We start from the raw sequence: 24,575 nt of genomic DNA on the forward strand, positions 1-24,575 counted from the left end.
GCGGAACGGGCGGGCCGGGACGAACACCGCGAGCGGGCGGCGCCCGGCCGGTAGGGTGCAGCGGTGAGCGCGGAAGATGTGGAGATCGGGCCCGCGGCCGAGCGGGACTCCGGAGAGATCTTGACCGTGCAGCGGGCGGCGTACCTGGCCGAGGCGCAGCTGTACGGCGACCCGTTCATCTCCCCGCTGGTGGAGTCCCATGAGCAGCTGCGCAAGGTGCTGGCCGGGGACGCCGTGGTGCTCAAGGCGACGCTGGGGCACCGGCTGGTCGGCGCGGTGCGCGCGCAGTTCAGCGGCCGCACGTGCCTGATCGGCCGCCTGGTGGTCGCCCCCGACGTCCAGGGGCGCGGCATCGGCGGGCGGCTCATGCGGGAGCTGGAGGAGCGGGTCGCCGGCCGGGTCGACGCGTGCGTGCTGTTCACCGGCCACCTCAGCGAGGGCAACCTGCGGCTGTACCGGCGGCTGGGGTACGCCGAGACGCACCGGGAGCGGATCGCGGCCCACCTGACGCTCGTCCACATGCGCAAGCCCCTGCGGCCGGCGTCCGCCCCGGGCTGAAGGGGCGGTCCGCCCCGCACCGCGGGGATGGGCACCGGTTAGGCTCGGCCCGTGCTGCGAGTGGGATTGACCGGTGGAATCGGTTCCGGCAAGAGCGAGGTGTCCGCGCGGCTGGCCGCCCGCGGGGCCGTTGTCATCGACGCCGACAAGATCGCCCGGGAGGTGGTCGAGCCCGGCACGCCGGGGCTGTCCGCCGTGGTGGCCGAATTCGGCCAGGAGGTGCTGCTGCCCGACGGCTCCATGGACCGCGAGAAGGTCGGCTCGATCGTGTTCGCCGACGCCGGGCGCCGCGCCGCCCTCAACGCGATCGTGCACCCCCTGGTGGGGGAGCGCATGCAGGAACTCATGGCGGCCGCCCCCGGCGACGCCATCGTGGTCTACGACGTCCCGCTGCTGGCCGAGAACGGCCTGAAGGAGATGTACGACGTGGTCGTCGTGGTGGACGTGCCGGAGGAGACGCAGCTCGAACGGCTCACCGGCCGCCGCGGCATGACCGAGCGGGACGCCCGCGCCCGGATCGCGGCACAGGCGTCCCGGCAGGACCGGCTGGCGATCGCCGACCACGTCATCGACAATTCCGGGACGCTGCGGGACCTGGACGCCCGGGTCGAGGCGCTCTGGGCGGACCTGGCCGAGCGGGCCGCGGCCGCCTGATCTCCACCTCGGTCACGTGAGGCGATACCTCGCTACGCTCTGTCAAAAATGCGATATGTCGAGTGTCAGCTCCCTTAGGCTCGCCTCATGTTCAGGGGTCCGCGGCCGGCGAGGTGGCCGACGAAGCGATCACGGGTGCTGGACGTCTCGCTGGCCGTCGGTTCGGCCGCCGTCGACGGGCTGGCGCTGTGGTTTCTGACCCTGGACTCCTTCTGGGCGCCGCGCGGAGTGGCCGCCGTGGCGGCGTTCCTGGTCGGCCTGGCCCTGGTGGTGCGGCGCCGGCATCCGGTCGCGTTGGCCGGGCTGACGATCGTCGCCGGGGTGGGCCTGGGCTCCGGCCTCACCTCGGGGCTCATCGCGCTGTACTCGCTCGGCGCGTACGCCGCCTCCCGCCGGGCCGTCACCTGCCTGGCCGCAGTGGCGATCACGGGGTTCACGCTGCAGCCCGAGCCCGGCCTGAGTCATGACGAGCCGCTGCTGCTGCGGCTGGTCGTCGCGGCTGTCTTCGTCGCGCCGCCGGTGCTGCTGGGCCTGTACATGGGCACCCGCAAGCAGCTCATCGCCTCGCTGCAGGAGCGCACCCGGCGGCTGGAACGCGAGCGGACCCTGCTGGCCGAGCGCGCCCGGGTGGAGGAGCGCGCCCGTATCGCCCGAGAGATGCACGACGTGGTGGCCAACCGGGTCAGCGTCATGGTGGTGCACGCCTCGGCGCTGCGGGCGATCGTGGCCCGCGATCCCGAGCGTGCCGCCGAGACCGCCGCGGTCATCGGCGACATGGGACGGCAGGCGCTGGAGGAGCTGCGCCAGGTGATCGGGGTGCTGCGGCTCGGCGAGGACAGCGGCCCGCAGGCGACGCCCACCCTGGCGGACCTGCGCGAGCTGGTCGACCAGTCCGGGGCGGCCGGGCTGAAGGTGTGCCTGACCACGGAGATCGAGGACGGGGCGCTGCCCCCGGAGGTGGCCCGCACCGTCTACCGGGTGATCCAGGAGGCGCTCACCAACGTCCACAAGCACGCCGGCGACGCCGACACCCACGTGCTGATCCGGCAGACGCCGGACGTGATCGAGATGTCGGTGGAGAACGCCCCGGCCGACGCCGAGCCCGGCCACGCCCTGCCCGGCGGCGGCAACGGCCTGGTGGGACTGCGGGAACGGGTCACCGCGCTGGGCGGCTCCCTGCAGGCCGGTCCCCGGCCCGGCGGCGGCTTCGCCGTCCACGCCCGCATCCCGCTGCCCGTCACCTCCTGACCGCCGTCCCGTGGCGCGCCGCTCCTGACCCTCCTCGGCCGGCCGACCGGCAGGACGCCCGTCCGGACACGGCGCATTCCGCGGCACGGTGGGCGGTGGTGGCCTGCGGAAATACCGTAGGGGCCGGAATTGTCATACCGGCTGCGTACAGTGGGAAAGCGCGGGGGAAACCGCCCGCGTGGTGGAGCAGGGGAGGAACGACGTGCGGCCGGTCACCGATCTGCAGCGCAAGGTGGCGCCGTTCGAGGTCGTCACGGAGATGACGCCCTCGGGCGACCAGCCGCAGGCGATCGCCGAGCTGGAACAGCGGGTACGGCAGGGCGAGAAGGACTCGGTGCTGTTGGGCGCCACCGGCACCGGCAAGACCGCCACGGTGGCCTGGCTGATCGAGCGGGTGCAGCGGCCCACGCTGGTCATGCAGCCCAACAAGACGCTGGCCGCCCAGTTCGCCAACGAGCTGCGGGAGATGCTCCCGAACAACGCGGTGGAGTACTTCGTCTCCTACTACGACTACTACCAGCCCGAGGCCTACATCCCGCAGAGCGACACCTACATCGAGAAGGACTCCTCGATCAACGAGGAGGTCGAGCGGCTGCGGCACTCGGCGACCAACTCGCTGCTGACCCGGCGCGACACCGTCGTGGTCGCCTCGGTGTCGTGCATCTACGGCCTGGGCACCCCGCAGGAGTACGTGGACCGGATGGCGCGGCTGCGGGTCGGCCAGGAAATAGATCGCGACGAGCTGCTGCGCAAGCTGGTCGACATGCAGTACACCCGCAACGACCTGGCCTTCACCCGGGGGACGTTCCGGGTCCGCGGCGACACCGTCGAGATCATCCCGCAGTACGAGGAGCTCGCCGTCCGGATCGAGATGTTCGGCGACGAGATCGAGAAGCTGGCCACCCTGCACCCGCTGACCGGCGAGGTGATCACCGAGGACGAGGAGCTGTACGTCTTCCCCGCCTCCCACTACGTCGCCGGCCCCGAGCGGATGGAGCGCGCGATCGCCGGCATCGAGGCCGAGCTGACCGGGCGGCTGGCCGATCTGGAGGCCCAGGGCAGGCTGCTGGAGGCGCAGCGGCTGCGCATGCGGACCACCTACGACATCGAGATGATGCGCCAGATCGGCACCTGCGCCGGCATCGAGAACTACTCCCGGCACATCGACGGCCGAGAGCCCGGCAGCGCCCCCAACACCCTGCTGGACTACTTCCCCGAGGACTTCCTGCTGGTCATCGACGAGTCGCACCAGACCGTCCCGCAGATCGGCGCGATGTACGAGGGGGACGCCTCCCGCAAGCGGATGCTGGTCGAGCACGGCTTCCGGCTGCCGTCGGCGATGGACAACCGCCCGCTGAAGTGGGAGGAGTTCTGCGAGCGCATCGGCCAGACCGTCTACCTGTCGGCCACCCCCGGCTCCTACGAGCTGGGCCGGGTCGGCGGTGACGTGGTCGAGCAGGTGATCCGGCCCACCGGGCTGGTCGACCCGGAGATCGTGGTCAAGCCCACCAAGGGGCAGATCGACGACCTGATCCACGAGATCCGGCTGCGCACCGAGCGCGACGAGCGGGTCCTGGTCACCACCCTGACCAAGAAGATGGCCGAGGACCTCACCGACTACCTGCTGGAGCTGGGCATCCGCGTCCGCTACCTGCACAGCGAGGTCGACACGCTGCGCCGCATCGAGCTGCTGCGCGAGCTGCGCACCGGCGAGTTCGACGTGCTGGTCGGCATCAACCTGCTGCGGGAGGGCCTGGACCTGCCCGAGGTCTCCCTGGTCGCCATCCTCGACGCCGACAAGGAGGGCTTCCTGCGCTCGGAGACCTCCCTGATCCAGACCATCGGGCGGGCCGCCCGCAACGTCTCCGGCCAGGTCCACATGTACGCCGACCAGGTCACCCCGTCCATGGCCCGCGCCATCGACGAGACCAACCGGCGGCGCGCCAAGCAGCAGGCCTACAACACCGAGCACGGCATCGAGCCGAGGGCGCTGCGCAAGCGGATCGCCGACATCCTCGACTCCCTGGCCCGTGAGGACGCCGACACCGAGACCCTGCTCGGTGGCGCCGGCCGCCAGCTCAGCCGCGGCAAGGCCCCCGTTCCCGGCCTGGCCAGCCGGGCCCGGGAGACTGGCCGCCACGCCGCGGACCTGGTTGGCGAGCGCCCCCGCGAGGAGATGGAGTCGCTCATCGAGCAGATGACCGCCCAGATGCACCAGGCCGCCGCCGACCTGCAGTTCGAGCTCGCCGCCCGGCTCCGCGACGAGATCAAGGAGCTCAAGCGCGAGCTGCGCGACATGAAGGAGGCCGGCGTCCGCTAGCGCGGCGACCACCGGCGTTCGCCGCGGCGGCCTTGAGCCGGGCCGCCTCGACGGTGACGGCGAGCTCCTGACCAGTCAGGCCGGCGGCGCGACCCAGCCTGGTCGCCGCGTCCGCGATGCCGCGCTCCTGAGCCCCTCCGGGCGCGGCGGTCCGCGCCCGGAGGGGCTGTCGCGGAACGAGTCCTGGTGTACGCGCCGCGACACCGGGATCGCCCGCGGACGCGCGAAGTGCTGAGGCGCTGTCCGTTCCGCTCGGCGTCACATCCGGCGGCACGGTCATCGCGTGACCGGGCCCCGTGCAGGGGAATTCCGTTGCCCGTGGATCTCCACGGTGCTTGGGTGGGCGGAATGGGGATGGCGGTACGGGAGGCACAGGCGCGGGATCTGGCGTTGCTGCCGGAGATCGAGCGCAGCGCGGACGGGGTGTTCGCGTCGTTGGGCATCGTCTTCCCGCCGGGGCCCACGGTGATCGAGGAGGTCGGCGCCGACGCCCGGGTGCTGGTCGTGGGGGAGCCGCCGGTCGGGTTCGCGGCGGTCGTTGAACTGGATGGGCATCCGCATCTGGAGCAGATCGCCCTGAGCGCCGGGCACACCGGCCGGGGGATCGGCGGGCTGCTGCTGGAGCGGGTCGTCGCGCAGGCCACCGGGCCGCTGACGCTGATCACGTTCCGCCACGTGCCGTGGAACGGGCCGTGGTACGCCCGGCACGGCTTTACCGAGCTGCCCGAGGAGCGGTGGGGCCCGCAACTGCGAGCGCACTGGCAGGCCGAGATCGACGGCGGGCTGCACGCCCTGGGGCCGCGTCTGGTGATGTGCCGCCGGAGCGGTTGACGCCTGCCCGGGCGTGGATCATGGCGCCTGCCCCGGCATGGATCATGGGTCGGACATGTCGGACTTTGCATTCTTAGTACGCATATAGCACGTACATGGCGTTACGGGGCACAAGGTCAAGGTTGCCAGGGGCAATCACTACCAAGCGGGTGGTGTGTCAGAGGGCCGGCTGTCCGAGGATCGACTACGCAGGCCGAAACAGCGATGCGAACGGTGGGCGGCATGACGAGCATGACCCTGCGCAGGGAGGACGACTTCTCGGTCACGGTGCTGCGGCACGCGGACCGGGCCGTGGTCTACGTCTCGGGGGACATCGACCTGAGCACCGAGGGCCATCTGCGGCAGGCACTGTTGTCCTTGATCGGCGGACGGGTGCGCAAGGTGATCGTGGACCTGCGCGACGTCGGCCTCTTCGGTTCCGACGCGTTGCGGGTGCTGGCCCAGGCCCAGCGGGTGGCCGACGTTGCGGACGTCTCGCTGATCCTGGCGGCGGTGCCGCGCGGCGCGCTGCGCATCATCGAGATCACCGGCATGGTCGACACGTTCAACATCCGTCGACTCACCCCGGCCTGACCGCCGCGGACCCGCCGGCCGGCCGCCGCCGGTCAGCGGGTCCCGCCGCGGGACAGCAGGGGCATCAGCACGGCGTCGACCAGGCGTTCGGCCAGCCGTTCGTCGGGGGTCGGGTCGCGCAGCAGCACCCGGAAGGTGAACAGGGCGGGCACCAGCGACAGCACCAGCCGGGGGTCGGCCTCGGGGCGGATCTCGCCGCGCAGCGTGGCGCGGCCGAGCGCCCTGCGGGCGCACTCGGTCCGCGGCAACAGGAACCTCTCCCGGAACGCCCGGTCCAGTTCGGGGTGGTGGCGCAGGGCGGCCAGCAGGCCCACCAGGGCCTGGCCGTAGACGGCGAACTCGTGGGCCAGCCGGGTCGTCACCGTCAGCAGTTCGGCGCGCAGCCCGGCGTCGCTCGGCTCGCTCCCGGGCGGTCCGAGGGCCTCCACCAGGGCCTCCACGGCCAGCTCGGCCGGGTGCGCCCAGCGGTGCCGCAGCTGTTCGACCTCGATCCCGGCGCGCTCGGCCACCGCCGCGTACCCGAACTCCTGGTAGGGGCGTTCGGCGAGCACGGCCAGCGCCGCGGCGAGGAGGGCGTCGGTCCGTGGACCGGTTGCGGGCACGGCGATTCCCCCTGTCGGTCGGCGGGTTCCGCACGGTGACCGACAGTTTCGCAGGGCGGCGCACCTCGTGTCAGGCATACGGGGGCCTGGTCCGGCCACCGGACGGAGAGTCAGGATTTGTGATCTACAACGTAAAGGCGGGAACCCTTGGGCCCGTCCGGGCGTCTGCTCATGCGGGCGGTGATGAGGGGGGAACATGGCCGGGCCGAAGCAGTGGCCACGCGGTGCCCAGCGAGGAGGCCGCGTACGACTCGGCGGGCGGGGGGCGGCCCTCGCGCTGCTGCTGGCCCTGCTCCTGGTCACGGCCGGCTCGCTGGTGGCGCTACCCGCGGTGCGCTGCGAGGTCTTCGGCCAGGGCTGCCACCGCCCGGCCCCGGCGCCGGCGGCCACTGGACCGGCCAGCACCGCCCCCCGGCCGCTCACCCCGGTAGAGGCGGCCACCCGGGGCGCCTACGTGGCGCTCGGCGACTCCTACTCCTCGGGCGAGGGGGCGTACGCGACCGCCGCCGACCTGGCGTCAGACAACCGGTGTCACCGCACCTCGCTGGCCTACTACCACGCGGTCGTCGAGGAGTTCCGGTTCGCCGGCGGCAGCGCGTTCTGGGCGTGCTCCGGCGCGACCACGGCCAGTGTGCTGAAGGGCAGGTCGGGGGAGCCGCCGCAGGCCGACCGGGTCGACGCCGACACCAGCCTGGTGACGATCAGCGTGGGCGGCAACGACGCGGGCTTCTCCCGGGTGCTGGGCGGCTGCGTGGTGCGGCTGCCGTGGAGCCGGGGGTGCCGGCAACAGGGCGCCGAGATCGCCGGCCGGCTGGCCGCGCTGCGGCAGTCGCTGACCACCGTGCTCGACACGATCACCGAGCGGGCCCCGCGCGCCCGGGTGATCGTGCTGGGCTATCCGCGGATCTTCGCCGAGGTCTCCGGCGCCACCGGCGACAACCTGACCATCGGCGACCAGCAGTGGCTGAACGCCCGGGCCCGAGACCTCAACGAGGTGATCCGGCAGGTGGCGGCCGAGCGGGACCACCAGATCGCGGCGACCCGGGGCCGGGGCAGCGTGGAGTTCATCGACGCCTACAGCGCCTTCTCCGGCCACGAGATCGGCAGCGCCGACCCCTACGTCAACGGGCTGCGGGTCAATCTGTCGGCGCTGGCGGCCGAGCCCGGCAGCTTCCACCCCACCGCCGGGGGCTACCGGGCCCTGGGTCGTCTGTTCGTCGAGCAGATCAGGAAGGGGCCGGGCCGTCCCCTGAACCAGTTCCGCTGAGGGCGTTGAGGCGGTCGAGGGCGTCGGTGAACTCCTGGACCATGTCGTAGACGACCTGGCGGGCGGGACGGACGGTGTTCATCAGCCCCACGCACTGGCCAACGAAGTAGTTGGCCAGCTCCCGGGCTCCCTCGTTGCCGCTCGCGGCGACCCGGTCGATCTGCCGCATGGCGCCCTCGGCCACCACCATCTGCAGCGGCATGCCCAGTGAGCCGGGGCTGTCGGGTCCCTCCCAGGCGTCGGTCCAGGCCGACCTGAGCTGGCGGGCCGGCTTGCCGGTGCGCGAGCGCGAGCGGACGGTGTCGCGGGAGGTGGCGGCCAGCATCTTCGCCTTGACGTGCGGCGGCGTCTCGGCCTCCTCGGTGGTCAGCCAGACCGAGCCGCACCACACGCCGCAGGCCCCCAGCGCCATCGCGGCGGCCATCTGGCGGCCGGTGGCGATGCCCCCGGCGGCCAGCACGGGGATCGGCGCGACCGTGTCGACCACCTCAGGGACCAGCACCATCGTGGAGATCTCGCCGGTGTGGCCGCCGGCCTCGCCGCCCTGCGCGACGATCAGGTCCACCCCGGCGGCCACCTGGCGCCGCGCGTGCTCGGCGGTGCCGACCAGGGCCGCGACCGGGACCCCGGCGGACTTGGCGGCCTCCACCATGCGGGGCGGCGGGGTGCCGAGCGCGCTGGCGATCAGCCGGATGGGGTGGGCCAGCGAGACGTCGATGAGGTCGGTGGCGCCCTGCTCGGTGACCTGGGAGCCGACGCCCCGGGCGGTGGACCTGCGGGCCGCCTCGAAGTCGGGCAGCGGAACGCCGTGCCGCTCGAACAGGTCCCGCAGGAAACCCCAGTGCTCCTGGGGCACCGCGGCGAGCATCGCGCCGAGCCCGCCGCCCGCCTCGTCGGTTCCCTTGAGGTCGAGCTTGGCGGGCACCAGCACGTCCACCCCGTACGGCCGACCGCCGACCTGCCGGTCGATCCAGCTCAGCTCCTCCTCCAGCCGGTCGGGGGTGTACGCCACGGCGCCGAGCACGCCCATCCCGCCGGCGTTGGTGACGGCCGCGACCACGTCACGGCAGTGGCTGAACGCCAGCAGCGGGAACTCGATGCCGAACATCTCGCAAATCTCGGTGCGCATGTTCCGACGCTACTTAACCGAATGGCGTTCGGTCCAGTCCGGGGGTCGCGCCGGCGCCGCTCAGGCGGGCCGGAACAGCAGGTACGACTCGCCCTCGTCCGGGTGCACGAAGGACGCCCGCAGCGGCAGGCCCTCGCGCAGCGCGGACGCGTTCACCCCGTCCAGGCGCGCGTGCAGCCACGGGCCCTCGGCCAGCTCGACCAGGGCCAGATGGGCGGGCGGCGGCGCGGTGCCGTCCCCGGCCGGGCGCCCGTGCTTGACCGCCCAGGTCACCAAGGTGGCCTCACCGGTGGCCTCGGCCCACGACAGCTCCTCGTCGCCGCAGCCGGAGCAGCCGCCGTGGTCCGGGGCGTACCAGCGGTCGCACCGCTCGCACCGCCTGATCACCAGCCGGTCGGCGGCGGCGCCGTCGAAGAACGGGTCGGTGCGGCCGTCCCTGCGCATGATCCCGACGTCCACGGCTAGGCCCCCTTCCGGTGTGGGCTGACGATCAGGGTGGAGTGGTGGTCCAGGATGCCGCCGTTGCCGCTGACCAGGACCACGTCGTTCTTGGCGACTTGGCGTTCGCCGCCGTCTCCGCGGGCCTGGATCACCGCCTCTGACAGCGGGGTCATGCCCCACATGTAGTACGCCGACAGCTGGCCGCCGCCGGTGTTGGTGGGCAGTGCGCCGCCCGGCCCCAGCGCCCCGGACGCGGCGAACGCGCCGCCCTCGCCCTTGGCGCAGAACCCGTAGTCCTCCAGGGAGACCAGGACGGTGTAGGTGTAGCAGTCGTACAACTGGCAGATGTCGACGTCCTGGGCGGTGACCCCGGCCATCTTCATCGCGGTCGGCCCGGAGACGGCGGCGCCGGTGGTGAGGCCGAACTCGCTGCCGCGCTCCTTGGAGTGCCCCGGGTGGCCCTGTCCCCAGCCCCAGATGTGGACGGGCGGGCGCGCCAGGTCCCGGGCCCGGTCGGCGCCGGTGACGACGACCGCGATGGCGCCGTTGGAGACCAGGCAGCAGTCCAGCAGGTGCAGCGGCTCGGCCACCCAGCGCGAGTTCTGGTGGTCGGCCAGCGTCATGGGCTCGCGCATCTGCGCCAGCGGGTTCATGACGGCCCACTGCCGGGTGCTGACCGCGATCGCGCCGAGCTGCTCACTGGTGGTGCCGTAGCGGTTCATGTGGCGCCGGGCGGCCAGCGCGTACGGGGTGTTGACGTCGCGGAAGCCGAGCGCGGCGGTCATGCCGCCGAAGCCGTACCACTCTCTGGCGTCGCGCTGGTAGGCGCTGCCCGACGACTGCCGGGGACGCAGCGGCGCGTCGGCGAACACGCACGCGACGGCGGACGCGGCCCCGCTGATCACCGACATGGCCGCGTACGCCACCATGGCGCCGGCGGTGGCGCCGAAGGAGTTCATCACGGTCAGCACCCGCAGGTCGCGCAGCCCCATCGTGTCGGCCAGCTCGATGCCGGGGGAGCCGCCCAGCCCGTGACTGACCACCAGCCCGTCCAGGTCCGCCAGGCCCAGTCCGGCGTCGGTGACCGCGCGGCGCACCGCGTCGGCCGCCAGCCGGCGCGGGCTGCGCCCGTACACCCTGCCGAGCTCGGTCATGCCGAGCCCGGCGATCGCCGCCCCCTCACCCATGGATCCTCACCATCCCCTCCCGCAGGTGCGTTCCCGGCAGCCACCGTACCGAACCGCATTCGGTGGGTTTCCGGGCGTCCCCGCGTAACGGGCCCCGGCGATGGCGGTCCCGGTGGGCGCGAGGCCATGGCGGCCGGGGCCGGTCACCGGCCGGGCTCGGCGGAACGGCGGTGTCGGCGACAGGAATCCGGCCAGAACGCGGCGGTGTACGACGATGTGCGGGAGCTGCGCCGGATTCGCCGTCGGATCGGCTCGGCGGAACCGTTACCTTGGCTACCTTTACAAGATCCTGCCGGTCCCGGCATCGTCCCGGGACGGGGTGCCCGCGAACGGGCGACGATCCGCGGAGGGGCCGTTGACAGCGATCGTGACGGGGGCGGCCGGATTCCTCGGGCGCGCCCTCACCCGGGCACTACTGGACGGCGGTGAGCAGGTCGTCGGCATCGACCGCCTCCCGCTGGCCCCCGTCCCGGGCCTGACCGTCCTCACCGCCGACCTCACCGCGGGCGACCCGATGGTGCGGGCCGCCCTGCAGAGCGGCGACAAGGTCTTTCACCTGGCGGGCCGCCCCGGGGTGCGCGACCGCACCGCCGGCATCGCCCGGCTGCGCCACCGCGACAACGTACTGGCCGCCGCCGCCGTCCTGGACGCCGTCCCGCCGCACGTCCCGCTGGTGGTCACCTCCTCCTCGTCGGTGTATGGCGGCACCACGGACGGGCGGCCCAGCCACGAGTCCGACCCGCTGCGGCCACGCGGCGGCTACGCCCGCAGCAAGGTGCGGATGGAGGGCCTGTGCGCGCGGCGGCTCGCTGAGGGCGGGGCGGTGACGATCGTGCGCCCGTTCACGGTGGCGGGGGAGGGGCAGCGGCCCGACATGGCGTTCTCGCTGTGGCTCGAGGCCGCCCGCGCGGGCCGGCCGCTGCGGCTGCTGGGCTCGCCGGACCGCACCCGCGACATCACCGACGTCCGGGACGCGGTGCGCGCGCTCATCGCCCTGGCCGAGGTGCGGGCGCGCGGCGTGGTCAACCTCGGCACCGGGACCGGCCACTCCCTGCGGCGGATGGCCGAGGCGGTGGCGGCCGCGCTCGGCACACCGGTGTCCTACGTGGTGGAGCCCGCCGGGGCCGACGAGGTGACCGACTCGCTCGCCGACGTCCGCAGGCTGGTGGAGCTCACCGGGTTCGCCCCTCGCACCGACCTGTTCGACGTGGTGGCCCGGCAGGCGCGCAGCATGGGCGCGGTGCCCGACGCCAGCGGGGTGCTGTCCTGACGGTCGCCCTGAGGGCCGCCCTGCCGCGCGCCCGCCGGTCAGCTCCGGGCGAAGCGGTCAGTGGCCTCGATCAGGCGGTGCAGGATGCCCGGCTCGTCGAAGGAGTGCCCGGCGTCCTCCACCATGTGGAACTCCGCCTCCGGCCACGCCCGGTGCAGGTCCCAAGCGGTGGCGGGCGGCGTGCAGACGTCGTAACGGCCCTGGACGATCACCGCGGGGATGTGCCGGATCCGCTCGACGTTGCGTAGCAACTGCTCCTCCTCGAAGAACCCCTCGTGGCGGAAGTAGTGGTTCTCGATGCGGGCGAAGGCCACCGCGTAGTCGGGCTCACCGAAGTGGTCGACCAGCCCCGGGTTGGGGCGCAGCGTCAGCGCGGACGCCTCCCACTGGGCCCACGCCCGGGCCGCCGCGATCCGCTCCTGACGGTCGCCGGACTCCAGCCGCGCCCCGAACGCCGCGATCAGGTCCTCCCGCTCGTCCTCCGGGATCGGCGCCACGTACTTCTCCCAGGCATCCGGGAACAGCAGCGACGCGCCCTCCTGGTAGAACCAGTACAGCTCGAAGGGGCGCAGCATGAAGATGCCGCGCAGCACCAGCTCGGTCACCCGGTCCGGATGCTCCTGCGCGTAGGCCAGGGACAGCGTGCTGCCCCACGACCCGCCGAACACCAGCCACCGGTCGATGCCCAGGTGCTCGCGCAGCCGTTCCATGTCGGCGACCAGGTGCCAGGTGGTGTTGGTCTCCAGCGACACCTGCGGATCGGCCGCGTGCGGCTTGCTGCGGCCGCAGTTGCGCTGGTCGAACAGCACGATCCGGTAGGCCTGCGGATCGAACTGGCGGCGGTGTTCGGCGGTGCAGCCCCCGCCCGGCCCACCATGCACCATCACCGCGGGCTTGCCGTCGGGGTTCCCGCAGACCTCCCAGTAGATGTGGTTTCCGTCGCCGACGTCCAACAGCCCGCAGTCGTGCGGTTCGATCGGCGGATATAGCGTGCGTAGCTCCATGACCAGCGATTGTCCCACCGTGACCGGGCCGGGCCGCGGGGGCGGCGCCGGGTTGACGGCGCGTTGGGATCTGGGTCCTCGAACCCAAACAGGGCAAACGCTGTGCTGATCGGCACTAGAGTTCAGGGTGTGAGCGACCTCAACGGATCGGGAGGCCACCGGCCGGTCCAGGAACTGGGCTCGCCGTGGCCGGTGCTCGGCCCCGACTCGGGACCGCAACCCGTCGTGCCCGCACAGCCGGCGGCCCAGAACGCCGCCGCCGGCCGGCCCGGCGAGCACCAAGACGCACAGCCCTGGGACATCGTCGAGCGGCTGCGCCAGATGGCCGACCTCATCGGCGACGCGCTGGCCGCCGGCGAGCGCAAGGTCGCCGAGGCCAGCACCGAGGCCGCCACCCTCCAGCAGGAGAAGGAGGCCGCCCAGCGTGACGCGGCCGCCGCGTGGGGCGAGGTGCAGCGGGCCCGGGGCCAGGCCGAGCAGGCCGACCGCCGTGCCGCCGAGGCCGAGCGGCGGATGGCCGAGGCGGCCAACGAGGCCGCCGCGCAGATCGCCGCCCTGCAGGGCGAGCGCGAGTCCGCCCAGCGTGACGCGGCCGCCGCGTGGGGCGAGGTGCAGCGGGCCCGGGGCCAGGCCGAGCAGACGGAGCTGCGCGCGATCGAGGCCGAACGCCGCGCCGAGCAGACCGAGCTGCGCGCGATCGAGGCCGAACGCCGTGCCGAGCAGGCCGAGCGGCGGGCGGTGGAGGCCGAGCGGCGCATCGAGCAGACCGAGCGGCGGATGGCCGAGGCGGCCAACGAGGCCGCCGCGCAGATCGCCGCCCTGCAGGGCGAGCGCGAGTCCGCCCAGCGCGACGCCGCCGCCGCCTGGAACCAGGCCCAGCAGGCCCGGGCCCAGGCCGAGCAGGCGCTGGCCCAGGTCGACCAGTCCCGCACCCAGGCCGAGCAGGCCGAGCGGCTGGCGGTCGAGGCCGAGCGCCGCGCCGAGCAGGCCCGCGCCCAGGCCGACCAGGCCCGCGCTCAGGCCGAGCAGTCCCGGGGCCAGGCCGAGCAGTCCCGGGCGCAGGCCGAGCAGGCCCAGCAGGCCCGGGCGCAGGCCGAGCAGCGCGTCGCCGAGGCTGAGACCACCGCCCGTCAGGTGATGGCCCAGCGCGACTCGATGCGGGAGGCCCGCGACGAGGCCCACCGCGCCATGGAGGACGCGGTCGGCGCCCGCCGCACCGTCGAGGCCGAGCGGGACCGGCTCGCCGAGCAGGCCGCCGAGCTGTCTCGGGCGCTGGAGTCCGCGCACTCGGAGCTGGCGGGCCTGCGCGCCAAGCTCAGCGACGCCGAGGTGACCGCGGCCAACCTCCAGCACGCCGCCGCCACCGCCGCCAAAGAGGCCGAGGCCGAGCGGCGGCGCGCCGCCGAACTCGACACCGAGCGCCAGCAGGCGTTGGAGACCGCGGTGGCCGCCGACAAGCAGCGGGAGGCGGCGCTGCAGGCGCAGGCCCGCGCCGACTCCGAGGCCACGCTGGCCCGGGGCCGCGCCGAGCAGGCCGGCCGCGAGCGCGACAACGCGGTGGCCGCGATGCGGCAGATGGCCGCCGAACGGGACGCGATCGCCGAGAAGCTCGCCGAACGCGACCAGTGGGTCGACCAGCTCGCCCAGGCCGTCACCGAGCAGCGCACCGCCCTGGCGGAGATGTCCCAGGAGCGCGACGCCGCCCGCACCGCCGCCGACCAGGCCCGCGCCCTGATCGACGAGCTGACCCGTCAGCTGCGCACCATCATGCCCAGCGCCGCCCCCAGGGTCTGACCCACCGGCACAACCGGCCCACCGGCCCGACCGGCTCAGGTGCGGCCCTGGAGCCCCGCTCCGCCGGAGCCGCCGCGGGCCGCGTCACGTACGGCGCGATCACGGGAGCGGCCCGCCGGTTGCCGGCGTTCGCATAGCCGGTGCGACCTCCTGATCCGTTCGCCGGCGTCGCCGGGCACCGCCGTGTTCGGCGCGGTCCCACCGGCGGCTTGGGGGCCTCGGAGGCGCCCGTAGGCGATCTGCGGGGGTGCGGTGCCGTCGATTCGGCGTCCGGGCGGGGGCGGGGCGGGCTTTTCGATGGCCGGACGGCGACGGACGGCGCATCCCGCGCAGAGCCGGGCGCGTCGGCTGATATCCTGGTGGCCCGTGGACAGGGCGGCGAAGCCCCGCCTCGCGACGACCACGGGAGCGTCTTAACTTGCCTTCGGCAGCCACTGGTAGCCAGCGTCCTACCAAGCATCTCTTCGTCACCGGCGGTGTCGCCTCCAGCCTCGGCAAGGGACTGACGGCATCCAGCCTGGGGCGGCTTCTGACCCTGCGCGGCCTGAAGGTCACCATGCAGAAGCTGGACCCCTACCTCAACGTCGACCCCGGGACGATGAACCCGTTCCAGCACGGGGAGGTCTTCGTCACCGACGACGGTGCCGAGACCGACCTGGACATCGGGCACTACGAACGGTTCCTGGACACCGACCTGCACGGCTCGGCCAACGTGACCACCGGCCAGGTCTACTCCAACGTGATCGCCAAGGAGCGGCGCGGGGAGTACCTCGGCGACACCGTCCAGGTCATCCCGCACATCACCAACGAGATCAAGGAACGCATCCGCGGCATGGCCGAGCCTGGCGTGGACGTGGTGATCACCGAGGTGGGCGGGACGGTCGGCGACATCGAGTCGCTGCCGTTCCTGGAGTCGGTGCGCCAGATCCGCCACGAGATCGGCCGCGACAACTGCTTCTTCCTGCACGTGTCGCTGCTGCCCTACATCGGCCCGTCCGGAGAGCTGAAGACCAAGCCGACCCAGCACTCGGTGGCCGCGCTGCGCAGCATCGGTATCCAGCCCGACGCGATCGTGTGCCGCTCGGACCGGCCGATCACCGACGGCCTCAAGCAGAAGATCAGCCTGATGTGCGACGTGGACCGCGAGGCGGTCGTGTCGGCGGTGGACGCCGCCAGCATCTACGACATCCCCAAGGTGCTGCACGCCGAGGGCCTGGACGCCTATGTGGTGCGGCGGCTCGGGCTGCCGTTCCGCGACGTGGACTGGGGCGCCTGGGACGAGCTGCTGCGCCGGGTGCACGCCCCGGCCCACGAGGTCACCATCGCCTTGGTCGGCAAGTACATCGACCTGCCCGACGCCTACCTGTCGGTCACTGAGGCGCTGCGGCACGGCGGGTTCGGCAACGACGCCCGGGTCAACATCCGCTGGGTCAAGAGCGACGAGTGCGCCACGCCGGCCGGCGCCCGCCGGATGCTGGACGGCGTGGACGGGGTGCTGATCCCCGGCGGGTTCGGGGTCCGCGGCATCGAGGGCAAGATCGGCGCGGTCCGGCACGCCCGCGAGAACGGGGTCCCGCTGCTGGGCATCTGCCTGGGCCTGCAGTGCATGGTGATCGAGGCGGCCCGCTCGCTGGCTGGGCTCACCGATGCCGGCAGTACCGAGTTCGAGGACCAGACCCTGCACCCGGTGGTCGCCACCATGGCCGACCAGGTCGATGTGGTCGCCGGCGACCGGGACATGGGCGGCACCATGCGGCTGGGCCTGTACCCGGCCGAGCTCGCCGAGGGCTCGCTGGTCCGCGAGCTGTACGGGACGGCCAAGGCGTCCGAGCGGCACCGGCACCGCTATGAGGTCAACAACCTCTACCGCGACCAGCTGGAGAAGGCGGGCCTGTGGTTCAGCGGCCTGTCCCCGGACGAGCGGCTGGTGGAGTACGTCGAGCTGCCCCGCCAGGCGCACCCGTTCTTCGTGGGCACCCAGGCGCACCCGGAGTTCCGCTCCCGCCCGACCCGCCCCCACCCGCTGTTCGCCGGGCTGGTCGGCGCCGCGATCGACTACGCCACCGCCCGCCGCGGCGCCGGCGCGGTTGCCGCCCCGTGAGCGCGGCCGACGAGCGGGCCGAGGAGATTCGCGACCGGCCCGAGCGCTGGGAGGTCGTCGGCCGCGTCGAGCACTTCCGGGGCCGCGTGGCCGGCCTGCGCAGCGACCAGGTGAAGATGCCCGGCGGCGCCGGGATGGAGGTCGTCACCCGCGAGGTCGTGACGCATCCCGGCTCGGTCGGCGTTGTCGCCCTCGACGACGCCGGCCGGGTGCTGCTGATCCGGCAGTACCGGCACGCGGTCGGCCGCCTGCTGTGGGAGGTGCCCGCCGGGCTGCGTGACGTGCCCGGCGAGCCACTGCGCGAGCTGGCCGAACGCGAACTGCTGGAGGAGGCCGGCCACCGCGCCGCCCAGTGGCACACCCTGGCCGACGTCTTCCCCTCGCCCGGCGTGTCCGAGGAGCGCGTCCGGATCTTCCTGGCCCGCCAGGTCACCGAGGTGCCCGCCGAGGAGATCGACTTCCAGCGGGTGCACGAGGAGGCCGACATGCCGGTGGTGTGGGTGCCGCTGGAGGAGGCCGTGGTCCGGGTGCTGCGCGGCGACATCCACAACGCGCTGGCGGTGGCCGGGATCCTGGGCGCGCACGCGGCCCGTGCCAACGGTTTCCGCGACCTGCGCCCGGCCGACGCCCCCGAGGACTGATCGGCGCGGTTCCGCACGGACCCGTTCCCGACCCGGCATGATGGGGCGGGTCGGGCACCGGCGGGTACGAGCGGACGGGAGTGCTGGGCGTGGCGGCTGAAACCGCACTGGAGGCGGCCGTGCGCCGCTACCTGGCGCACCTGGCCGCCGACCGGGGCCTGGCCGCCAACACGCTCAGCTCCTACCGCCGCGACCTGCGCCGGTACGCGCAGGCGCTGGCCGCCCGGGGCCGCCGGGCCGTCGGCGAAGTGACCGAGGGTGACGTACGGGGCTACCTGGCCGGGCTCGGCGAGGGGGACGCGACGCATCCGCCGCTGTCGGCCCGCTCGGCCGCCCGCGCGGTGGCGGCGGTGCGCGGGCTGCACCGCTTCGCCGTGCGGGAGGGGCTGGCCGCGGCCGACCCGGCGGCCGGCGTCCGGCCGCCCGCCTCGCCCAGGCCCGTGCCCAGGGCGATCTCCGTCGCCGAGGTGGAGCGGCTGCTGGCCGCCGCGCCCGGCGACACCCCGCGCGGGCTGCGCGACCGCGCCCTGCTGGAACTGCTGTACGGCTCGGGCGCGCGGATCTCCGAGGCGGTCGGGTTGGACGTCGGCGACTTCGACCTGACCGGCGGCCTGATCCGGGTCGCCGGCCAGGGCGGCCGGACCCGGCGGGTGCCGGTCGGCGAGCACGCCCGGCGGGCCGCCGAGGCGTACCTGGCGCGGGCCCGCCCCGAACTCGCCCGGGACGGCGGGGCGATGCCCGCGCTGTTCCTGAACGCCCGCGGCGGGCGGCTGTCGCGGCAGGGGGCGTGGATGGTGCTGCGCGCCACCGCCGAACGGGCCCGGCTGGCGGGCGTGTCACCGCACACCCTGCGGCACTCGTTCGCCACCCACCTGCTGGACGGCGGAGCCGACGCGCGGGTCGTCCAGCAGTTGCTCGGGCACGCCCCGGCCACCACCGCGCTCGCCCCGGGCCGGCAGGCGTGTGCGCTGGTCACCGAGGGGCTGCTGCAGGAGGTGCACGCCACCTCCCACCCGCGGGCACGAGGCTAGGGCCAGGCCACACCCAATCCATGCCATCGGCGCGCGTCGCCTTGAGCCGATACCCGCGGCCCCCTAAAGTCCCCGTTTTGGACGGTAACCAGGCCGCCGGGAAGGTTAAAGCCGTGACCAGTACGCCAGAGGCCGCCGAGAGCGAGCTCTCGGTTGCCCTGACCGATCCCCGTCAGGCCATCGGCCCGACGGGACGGCCCCTGCCCGTGTTCCCCGAGCCCGAGCCGCTGACCGAGCACGGTCCGGCGCGCATCGTGTCGGTGTGCAACCAGAAGGGCGGGGTCGGCAAGACCACCACCACCATCAACCTGGGCGCCGCGCTGGCCGAGCAGGGACGCCGGGTGCTGCTGGTCGACTTCGACCCGCAGGGCGCGCTGTCGGTCGGCCTGGGCAAGGGCGACCCCCGCCAGCTGGAGCTGACGGTCCACAACCTGCTGCTGGAGAGCAGCGTCGGCTGGGAGGACATCGTCCTGGACGCCGGCGTCGATGGCATGGACCTGCTGCCCAGCAACATCGACCTGTCGGGCGCGGAGGTCCAGCTCGTCCACGAGGTCGGCCGCGAGTACATCCTGGCCGGGGTGCTCAAGGCGGCGGTGCCCGAGTACGACTACATCCTGATCGACTGCCAGCCGTCGCTGGGCCTGCTGACCATCAACGCGCTGGCCGCCAGTCACGGCGTGCTGGTGCCGCTGGAGTGCGAGTACTTCGCCATGCGGGGCGTCGCGCTGCTGATGGAGACGATCGAGAAGGTGCAGTCCAGGATCAATCCGGACCTGGAGATCGACGGCGTGCTCGGCACCATGTACGACTCGCGCACCCTGCACACCCGCGAGGTGCTGCAGCGGATCGTGCAGGCGTTCGGCGACCGGGTGTTCCACACCGTGATCAACCGGACCGTGCGCTTCCCCGACGCCACCGTGGCCGGCGAGCCGATCACCTACTTCGACCCCTCCTCGATGGGCGCCAACGCCTACCGCGAGCTCGCCAAGGAGGTCCTGATGAGGTGGAAGGCGGCCGGCTGACCCCCGGCGGGAGGCGGGCGCGCCGGGCGTGCGGCCGCCGATGCCGGGTCAGTGGTCCGGTTCCGTTACGGTTTGCAATGTGAAGCACACCGCCGCCCCGCAGACCGGCGCCACCCAGGTCGCCGCCGCGCAGGCGGAGGAACGGCCCGGGGGCTTCCAGGTCCACCTGGACAACTTCGAAGGTCCCTTCGACCTGTTGCTGGGGCTGATCTCCAAGCACAAGCTCGACATCACCGAGGTGTCGCTGCACAAGGTCACCGACGAGTTCATCGCCTACATCCGCTCGCGCGGCGCCGAATGGGAACTGGACCAGGCCAGCCACTTCCTGCTGGTCGCGGCGACCCTACTGGACCTGAAGGCGGCGCGGCTGCTGCCGTCGGGCGAGGTGGACGACGAGGAGGACCTCGCCCTGCTGGAGGCCCGCGACCTGCTGTTCGCGCGGCTGCTGCAGTACCGCGCCTACAAGGAGGTCGCCAAGGTCCTGGCCGGGCGGATGGCCGAGCAGTCCCGGCGCTTCCCCCGCACCGTGCCGATGGAGCCCAGGTTCGCCAACCTGCTGCCGGAGGTGCTGCTGGGGCTGGGCCCGGCCGAGTTCGCCCGGCTGGCGGCCAAGGCGCTGGCGCCCAAGGGGCCACCGCCGGGGGTCTCGGTCGAGCACATGTACCAGCCGAAGGCCAGCGTCAGGGAGCAGGCCGCCATCGTGGTGGCCAAGCTGCGCCGGCTGCGGCAGGCCACCTTCCGGGCGCTGACCGCCGACTGCCAGGGGACGTTCGAGATCGTCGCCCGGTTCCTGGCGCTGCTGGAGCTGTACCGGGAGCGGGCGGTGACCTTCGAGCAGGTCGAGCCGCTGGGGGAGCTGCACGTCAGCTGGACCGGCAGTGACGACGGCGACGTGGCGGTCGGCGACGACTACGAGGGCTCCCGGGACGCCGAGGGCCGCAGGCGGGACGAGGACGGGCATGACCGCGACGACTGACCAGCCGTACCCCGGGCCGGGCGAGGCGCCGCAGCCGGGGCTGCGGGCGTCCATCGAGGCGATCTTGATGGTGGTGGACGAGCCGGTGGCCGAGGTGACGTTGGCGCAGGTCCTGGAACGGCCCCGCCGGGAGGTCGCCGCCGCCCTGCGGGAGCTGTCGGCCGAGTACACCGAGCAGGGCCGCGGCTTCGACCTGCGGGAGATCGCCGGCGGCTGGCGCTTCTACACCCGCGAGACCTGCGCGCCCGTGGTGGAGCGGTTCGTCACCGACGGGCAGCAGGCCCGGCTGACCTCGGCCGCACTGGAGACCCTCGCCGTGGTGGCCTACCGCCAGCCGGTGAGCCGGGCCAGGGTCTCGGCGATCCGCGGGGTCAACAGCGACGGGGTGATGCGCACCCTCACCCTGCGGGGCCTGATCGAGGAGGCCGGCCAGGACCCCGAGACCCAGGCCCATCTGTACCGCACCACCGGGTACTTCCTGGAGCGGCTGGGGCTACGCGGCCTGGAGGAGCTACCCGAGCTGGCGCCCTATCTCCCCGAAGACCTTCCCGACGACATCATCGAGGACGAACGCAAGTGAACACCGACACCGACAACGAGGGCGTACGGCTGCAGAAGGTGCTGGCCGACGCCGGGGTGGGCAGCCGCCGCAACTGCGAGAAGCTCATCGCCGAGGGCCGGGTCAAGGTCGACGGCAAGGTGGTGTCCTGGTTCGGCGCCAGGGTCGACCCGGCCCGGGTCGTCATCCACGTGGACGGGCTGCGCGTGGAGACCCGCCCCGAGATGCGCTACTACGCGGTCAACAAGCCGCGCGGCGTGGTCAGCACCATGTCCGACGAGCGGGGCCGCAAGTCGCTGGCCGACTACGTGGACGTGCCCGAGCGGCTGTTCCACGTGGGCCGGCTGGACACCGACACCGAGGGGCTGATCCTGCTCACCAACGACGGAGAGCTGGCGCACCGGCTGACCCACCCCAGCTTCGGCGTGGAGAAGGTCTACCTCGCCGAGATCATCGGGCCGGTCCCGCGGGACTTGGGCAGGCGGCTGCGCGAGGGGGTCACGCTGGACGACGGGCTCGCCAGGGCCGACCGGTTCACGCTGGTCGAGCAGCTCGGCAAGCGGGCGCTGGTGGAGGTGACCCTGCACGAGGGCCGCAAGCACATCGTGCGTCGCATGCTCAAGGAGGCCGGGCACCCGGTCCAGAAGCTGGCCCGCACCCAGTTCGGCCCCATCAGGCTCGGCGGGCTGAAGTCCGGCGGCCTGCGCGCGCTGACCATGAAGGAGATCGGCGAGCTCTACAAGGCGGTCGGGCTCTAGAGACCACCGGTCCGCGACGGCATCGGGTCGCGGCCCTCGGCAGGGAGGAAGACGACAGTGGCGGTACGCGCGCTCCGCGGGGCGACCCAGGTGGACGCCGACGAGCGGGACCAGATCCTGGAGGCGACGACGGAGCTGGTCACCGAGGTGATGCGCCGCAACGGGCTGTCCACCGACGATGTGATCAGTGTGATCTTCACGACCACGCCCGACCTCAACGCCGAGTTCCCGGCGCTGGCCGCCCGTAAGCTCGGCTTTCATGAGGTGCCGCTGCTGTGCGCCAGCGAGCTGGACGTGCCGCACGCGCTGCCCCGGGTGATCCGGCTGATGGCCCACATCGAGACCGACAGGCCCCGCTCGGAGATGCAGCACGTCTACCTGCGCGGCGCCACCGCGCTGCGGCTCGACATCGCCCAGTAGCGCGGTCCGGCAGCCCGGACGCCCATCGGACCCTCGCCGTTCGGCGGCCCACGGGTCCGCCAGCGGCCGTTCCCAGGCCCCTGCCCCACGACGGGCGGGGGCCTGTGCCGTTCGGCCGGTGGACGCGGGCCGTGCGGCGGCGCCGTTCCACCGGTGTCCGGGCCGGCGGGTGCGGCGGCCGGCGACGACGGAGACGTGCTGGTGACCGTTAGTCTGAGTGCGTGGAAGAGGATCTGGCGGTGCGGCGGATCGTCGTCATCGGGACGGGACTGATCGGCACCTCCATCGCGCTGGCGATGCGCGGCCGCGGCGTCGAGGTGCTGCTGTCGGACCGTGACGGCGCCTGCCTGGACCTGGCCGTCCAGCTCGGCGCCGGGACCCCGCTGCCGGACGACGGGCCGGACGAGCCGGCGGACCTGGCCGTGCTGGCGGTACCCCCGGCCGCGGTGGCGCCCGTGCTGCTGGAGGCCCAGAAACACGGGCTGGCCCGCGTCTACACCGACGTGGCCAGCGTGAAGGCGCTGCCGCTGCGGGAGGCCGCCGTGCTGGGCTGTGACCTGACCACGTTCGTGGCCGGGCATCCGCTGGCCGGCCGGGAGCGTTCCGGCCCGGCCGCCGCCCGCGCCGACCTGTTCCTGGGCCGCACCTGGGCGCTGTGCCCGGCCGGCGACACCGCCCCGGAGGCGGTCGCCGTGGTGGAAGCGCTCGCGACGGCCTGCGGCGCCAGGACGCTGACCGTGGACGCCGCCGAGCACGATCGGGCGGTGGCGCTGGTCTCGCACAGCCCGCACGTGGTCTCGGCCGCGATGGCCGCCCGGCTGCGCGGCGCCGACGAGGTCGCGCTCGGCCTGGCCGGTCAGGGGGTGCGCGACGTCACCCGGATCGCCGCCGGCGACCCCCGGCTGTGGGTCGGCATCCTGACCGCCAACGCCGGCCCCGTCGCCGACGTCCTCGACGAGGTCGCCACCGACCTGGCGGTGGCCGCCGCGCTGCTGCGCGACGGCAGTGACGGCGCCATGGACCATGTGGCCGGCCTGCTCACCCAGGGCAACGAGGGCACGTCGCGCATCCCCGGCAAGCACGGCGGGCGGCAGTCCCGCTACGCCGTCGTCCCGGTGGTCCTCCCGGACCGGCCGGGCGAGCTGGCACTGCTGTTCCAGGCGGCAGGCGTGGCCGGGGTCAACATCGAGGACGTCTCGATCGAGCACTCCCCGGGCCTGGCGGTCGGCGTGGTCGAGCTGTCGGTGGAGCCGGCGGCGGCCGGGCGGCTGGCCGACGAACTGCGTGCCCGGGGCTGGTCCGTCCCCGGCTGATCTCGGGGACCGGTAGCCTGGCCGCCAGGGGCCGGCGCAGGCGCGCCCGTGCGTCCCACAACCCCCGCCTGGCACTCGGTCCCTCGGACCTGGGAAGGAATCCACCGTGTCGCTCGTTATCGCCATAGACGGACCGTCCGGGTCGGGCAAGTCCAGCGCCTCCAAGGGCGTCGCCCGCGCGCTGGGCCTGCGTTACCTGGACACCGGCGCCATGTACCGGGCCATGACGTGGTGGATGCTCGCCCAGGGCGTTCCGGTGGAGGACGCCGCGGCCGTCGCCGCGCGGGCGAGCGAGCCGCTGCTGGTGTGCGGCACCGACCCCGACGCGCCGACCATCGCGGTGGACGGCACCGACGTGTCGGGCCCGATCCGTACCCGCGAGGTCACCAACGCCGTCAGCGCGGTCAGTGCGGTGCCCGCCGTGCGCGAGCGCCTGGTGGCGCTGCAGCGGGAGATCATCGGGACCGGGGGGATCGTGGTCGAGGGCCGGGACATCGGCACCGTGGTGGCGCCCGGCGCGCCCGTCAAGATCTTCCTGACCGCCAGCGAGGAGGCCCGGGCGCAGCGGCGGACCAGGGACCTGGCCGCCGACCCCGGCGCCACGGTCGCGGTGACCCAGGCCGAGCAGGCCCGCCGCGACCGGCTGGACTCCACCCGCAAGGCGTCCCCGCTGACCAGGGCGCAGGACGCGCACGAGATCGACTCCACCCGGCTGAGCCTGCCCGAGGTCATCGAGGCAGTGGTGCGGCTGGCCAAGGAGAACACCGCCACGGGGTGACCCGGGCGCACAGGCCCGGGACGGGAACCGGGCGAGCCGCAGGCTCCGAACCGGTCGTCCGCGGAGCACGTGGTACGGCAGGACGACCGCGAAACCGG

At 73.5% G+C, this 24,575-nt stretch carries 24 protein-coding genes; 19 read left to right on the plus strand and 5 right to left on the minus strand.

Annotation, left to right across the window (positions count from 1 at the left end):
• Window positions 1-63 precede the first annotated feature (63 nt).
• From C4U03_RS01790 to C4U03_RS01815, 6 genes are all read left to right on the plus strand, one after another.
• Window positions 64-558 carry a GNAT family N-acetyltransferase gene (locus C4U03_RS01790; protein WP_103935813.1) on the plus strand — a complete coding sequence of 165 codons (495 nt, stop codon included), beginning with the start codon at window positions 64-66 and terminating at the stop codon, window positions 556-558.
• 51 nt (window positions 559-609) lie between these two features.
• Window positions 610-1,212, plus strand: a complete 603-nt coding sequence (gene coaE, locus C4U03_RS01795; RefSeq protein ID WP_103935814.1) for a dephospho-CoA kinase — start codon at window positions 610-612, stop codon at window positions 1,210-1,212.
• Between the two features lie 87 nt (window positions 1,213-1,299).
• The gene (locus C4U03_RS01800) at window positions 1,300-2,460 is read left to right on the plus strand and encodes a sensor histidine kinase (protein ID WP_103935815.1); all 1,161 of its coding nucleotides are present in this window, start codon (window positions 1,300-1,302) and stop codon (window positions 2,458-2,460) included.
• Between the two features lie 202 nt (window positions 2,461-2,662).
• Window positions 2,663-4,780, plus strand: coding sequence for an excinuclease ABC subunit UvrB (gene uvrB / locus C4U03_RS01805; protein WP_103935816.1), 2,118 nt, complete (start codon window positions 2,663-2,665; stop codon window positions 4,778-4,780).
• A 348-nt stretch (window positions 4,781-5,128) separates the two neighbouring features.
• Window positions 5,129-5,611: a GNAT family N-acetyltransferase gene (locus C4U03_RS01810; RefSeq protein ID WP_103935817.1), complete on the plus strand. Its 483-nt coding sequence runs from the start codon at window positions 5,129-5,131 to the stop codon at window positions 5,609-5,611.
• A 222-nt stretch (window positions 5,612-5,833) separates the two neighbouring features.
• Entirely contained in the window at window positions 5,834-6,184 is a 351-nt protein-coding gene (locus C4U03_RS01815) for an STAS domain-containing protein (RefSeq protein WP_160146883.1), read from the plus strand.
• A 32-nt stretch (window positions 6,185-6,216) separates the two neighbouring features.
• On the opposite strand, the gene C4U03_RS01820 is transcribed toward C4U03_RS01815, so the two are convergent.
• A complete protein-coding gene (locus C4U03_RS01820; RefSeq protein ID WP_160146884.1) occupies window positions 6,217-6,786 on the minus strand; it encodes a TetR-like C-terminal domain-containing protein in 570 nt (189 codons plus the stop codon).
• Window positions 6,787-6,982: 196 nt separating this feature from the next.
• On the opposite strand from C4U03_RS01820, the gene C4U03_RS01825 reads away from it, so the two are divergent.
• On the plus strand, window positions 6,983-8,053 hold the full coding sequence (locus C4U03_RS01825) for an SGNH/GDSL hydrolase family protein (protein ID WP_103935820.1): 1,071 nt from the start codon (window positions 6,983-6,985) through the stop codon (window positions 8,051-8,053).
• Here C4U03_RS01825 and C4U03_RS01830 read toward each other — a convergent pair.
• The 3 genes from C4U03_RS01830 to C4U03_RS01840 are packed head-to-tail and all read right to left on the minus strand — an operon-like array spanning window position 8,013 to window position 10,810.
• Window positions 8,013-9,182, minus strand: a complete 1,170-nt coding sequence (locus C4U03_RS01830) for an NAD(P)H-dependent flavin oxidoreductase (protein ID WP_103935821.1) — start codon at window positions 9,180-9,182, stop codon at window positions 8,013-8,015. The genes C4U03_RS01825 and C4U03_RS01830 overlap by 41 nt on opposite strands.
• Window positions 9,183-9,242: 60 nt before the next feature.
• Window positions 9,243-9,641 (minus strand): Zn-ribbon domain-containing OB-fold protein, encoded by a 399-nt coding sequence (locus C4U03_RS01835; protein WP_103935822.1) that lies wholly within the window; start codon window positions 9,639-9,641, stop codon window positions 9,243-9,245.
• Window positions 9,642-9,643: 2 nt separating this feature from the next.
• Window positions 9,644-10,810: a thiolase family protein gene (locus C4U03_RS01840; RefSeq protein ID WP_103935823.1), complete on the minus strand. Its 1,167-nt coding sequence runs from the start codon at window positions 10,808-10,810 to the stop codon at window positions 9,644-9,646.
• A 355-nt stretch (window positions 10,811-11,165) separates the two neighbouring features.
• On the opposite strand from C4U03_RS01840, the gene C4U03_RS01845 reads away from it, so the two are divergent.
• Window positions 11,166-12,080, plus strand: coding sequence for an NAD-dependent epimerase/dehydratase family protein (locus C4U03_RS01845; protein WP_160146885.1), 915 nt, complete (start codon window positions 11,166-11,168; stop codon window positions 12,078-12,080).
• A gap of 38 nt (window positions 12,081-12,118) precedes the next feature.
• On the opposite strand, the gene pip is transcribed toward C4U03_RS01845, so the two are convergent.
• The gene (gene pip, locus C4U03_RS01850) at window positions 12,119-13,084 is read right to left on the minus strand and encodes a prolyl aminopeptidase (RefSeq protein ID WP_103935825.1); all 966 of its coding nucleotides are present in this window, start codon (window positions 13,082-13,084) and stop codon (window positions 12,119-12,121) included.
• Window positions 13,085-13,213: 129 nt separating this feature from the next.
• Between pip and C4U03_RS01855 the strand changes: the two genes are divergently transcribed.
• The 11 genes from C4U03_RS01855 (at window position 13,214) to cmk (ending at window position 24,477) form a co-directional block, all read left to right on the plus strand.
• Window positions 13,214-14,878, plus strand: a complete 1,665-nt coding sequence (locus C4U03_RS01855; protein ID WP_103935826.1) for a coiled-coil domain-containing protein — start codon at window positions 13,214-13,216, stop codon at window positions 14,876-14,878.
• A 418-nt stretch (window positions 14,879-15,296) separates the two neighbouring features.
• Complete coding sequence (locus tag C4U03_RS01860; protein ID WP_103935827.1) at window positions 15,297-16,979, plus strand: CTP synthase; 1,683 nt, start codon at window positions 15,297-15,299, stop codon at window positions 16,977-16,979.
• Window positions 16,976-17,620, plus strand: a complete 645-nt coding sequence (locus C4U03_RS01865; protein WP_200826965.1) for an NUDIX domain-containing protein — start codon at window positions 16,976-16,978, stop codon at window positions 17,618-17,620. Before C4U03_RS01860 ends, C4U03_RS01865 begins: the two co-directional genes overlap by 4 nt.
• 89 nt (window positions 17,621-17,709) lie before the next feature.
• Window positions 17,710-18,651 (plus strand): site-specific tyrosine recombinase XerD, encoded by a 942-nt coding sequence (locus C4U03_RS01870; RefSeq protein ID WP_103936273.1) that lies wholly within the window; start codon window positions 17,710-17,712, stop codon window positions 18,649-18,651.
• A gap of 113 nt (window positions 18,652-18,764) precedes the next feature.
• Complete coding sequence (locus C4U03_RS01875; protein ID WP_407701401.1) at window positions 18,765-19,673, plus strand: ParA family protein; 909 nt, start codon at window positions 18,765-18,767, stop codon at window positions 19,671-19,673.
• Window positions 19,674-19,713: 40 nt separating this feature from the next.
• Window positions 19,714-20,649, plus strand: a complete 936-nt coding sequence (locus tag C4U03_RS01880) for a segregation and condensation protein A (RefSeq protein WP_103935828.1) — start codon at window positions 19,714-19,716, stop codon at window positions 20,647-20,649.
• A complete protein-coding gene (gene scpB / locus C4U03_RS01885; protein WP_103935829.1) occupies window positions 20,633-21,229 on the plus strand; it encodes an SMC-Scp complex subunit ScpB in 597 nt (198 codons plus the stop codon). The genes C4U03_RS01880 and scpB overlap by 17 nt, the downstream gene beginning before the upstream one ends.
• On the plus strand, window positions 21,226-21,966 hold the full coding sequence (locus tag C4U03_RS01890) for a pseudouridine synthase (RefSeq protein WP_103935830.1): 741 nt from the start codon (window positions 21,226-21,228) through the stop codon (window positions 21,964-21,966). Before scpB ends, C4U03_RS01890 begins: the two co-directional genes overlap by 4 nt.
• Before the next feature lie 57 nt (window positions 21,967-22,023).
• Window positions 22,024-22,386 (plus strand): chorismate mutase, encoded by a 363-nt coding sequence (gene aroH / locus C4U03_RS01895; RefSeq protein ID WP_103935831.1) that lies wholly within the window; start codon window positions 22,024-22,026, stop codon window positions 22,384-22,386.
• A gap of 221 nt (window positions 22,387-22,607) precedes the next feature.
• Window positions 22,608-23,699: a prephenate dehydrogenase gene (locus tag C4U03_RS01900; RefSeq protein ID WP_268817480.1), complete on the plus strand. Its 1,092-nt coding sequence runs from the start codon at window positions 22,608-22,610 to the stop codon at window positions 23,697-23,699.
• Between the two features lie 106 nt (window positions 23,700-23,805).
• The gene (cmk, locus tag C4U03_RS01905; RefSeq protein ID WP_103935833.1) at window positions 23,806-24,477 is read left to right on the plus strand and encodes a (d)CMP kinase; all 672 of its coding nucleotides are present in this window, start codon (window positions 23,806-23,808) and stop codon (window positions 24,475-24,477) included.
• Window positions 24,478-24,575: the final 98 nt, after the last annotated feature.

This window comes from Thermomonospora echinospora, assembly GCF_900108175.1.
Taxonomy (GTDB): domain Bacteria; phylum Actinomycetota; class Actinomycetes; order Streptosporangiales; family Streptosporangiaceae; genus Thermomonospora; species Thermomonospora echinospora.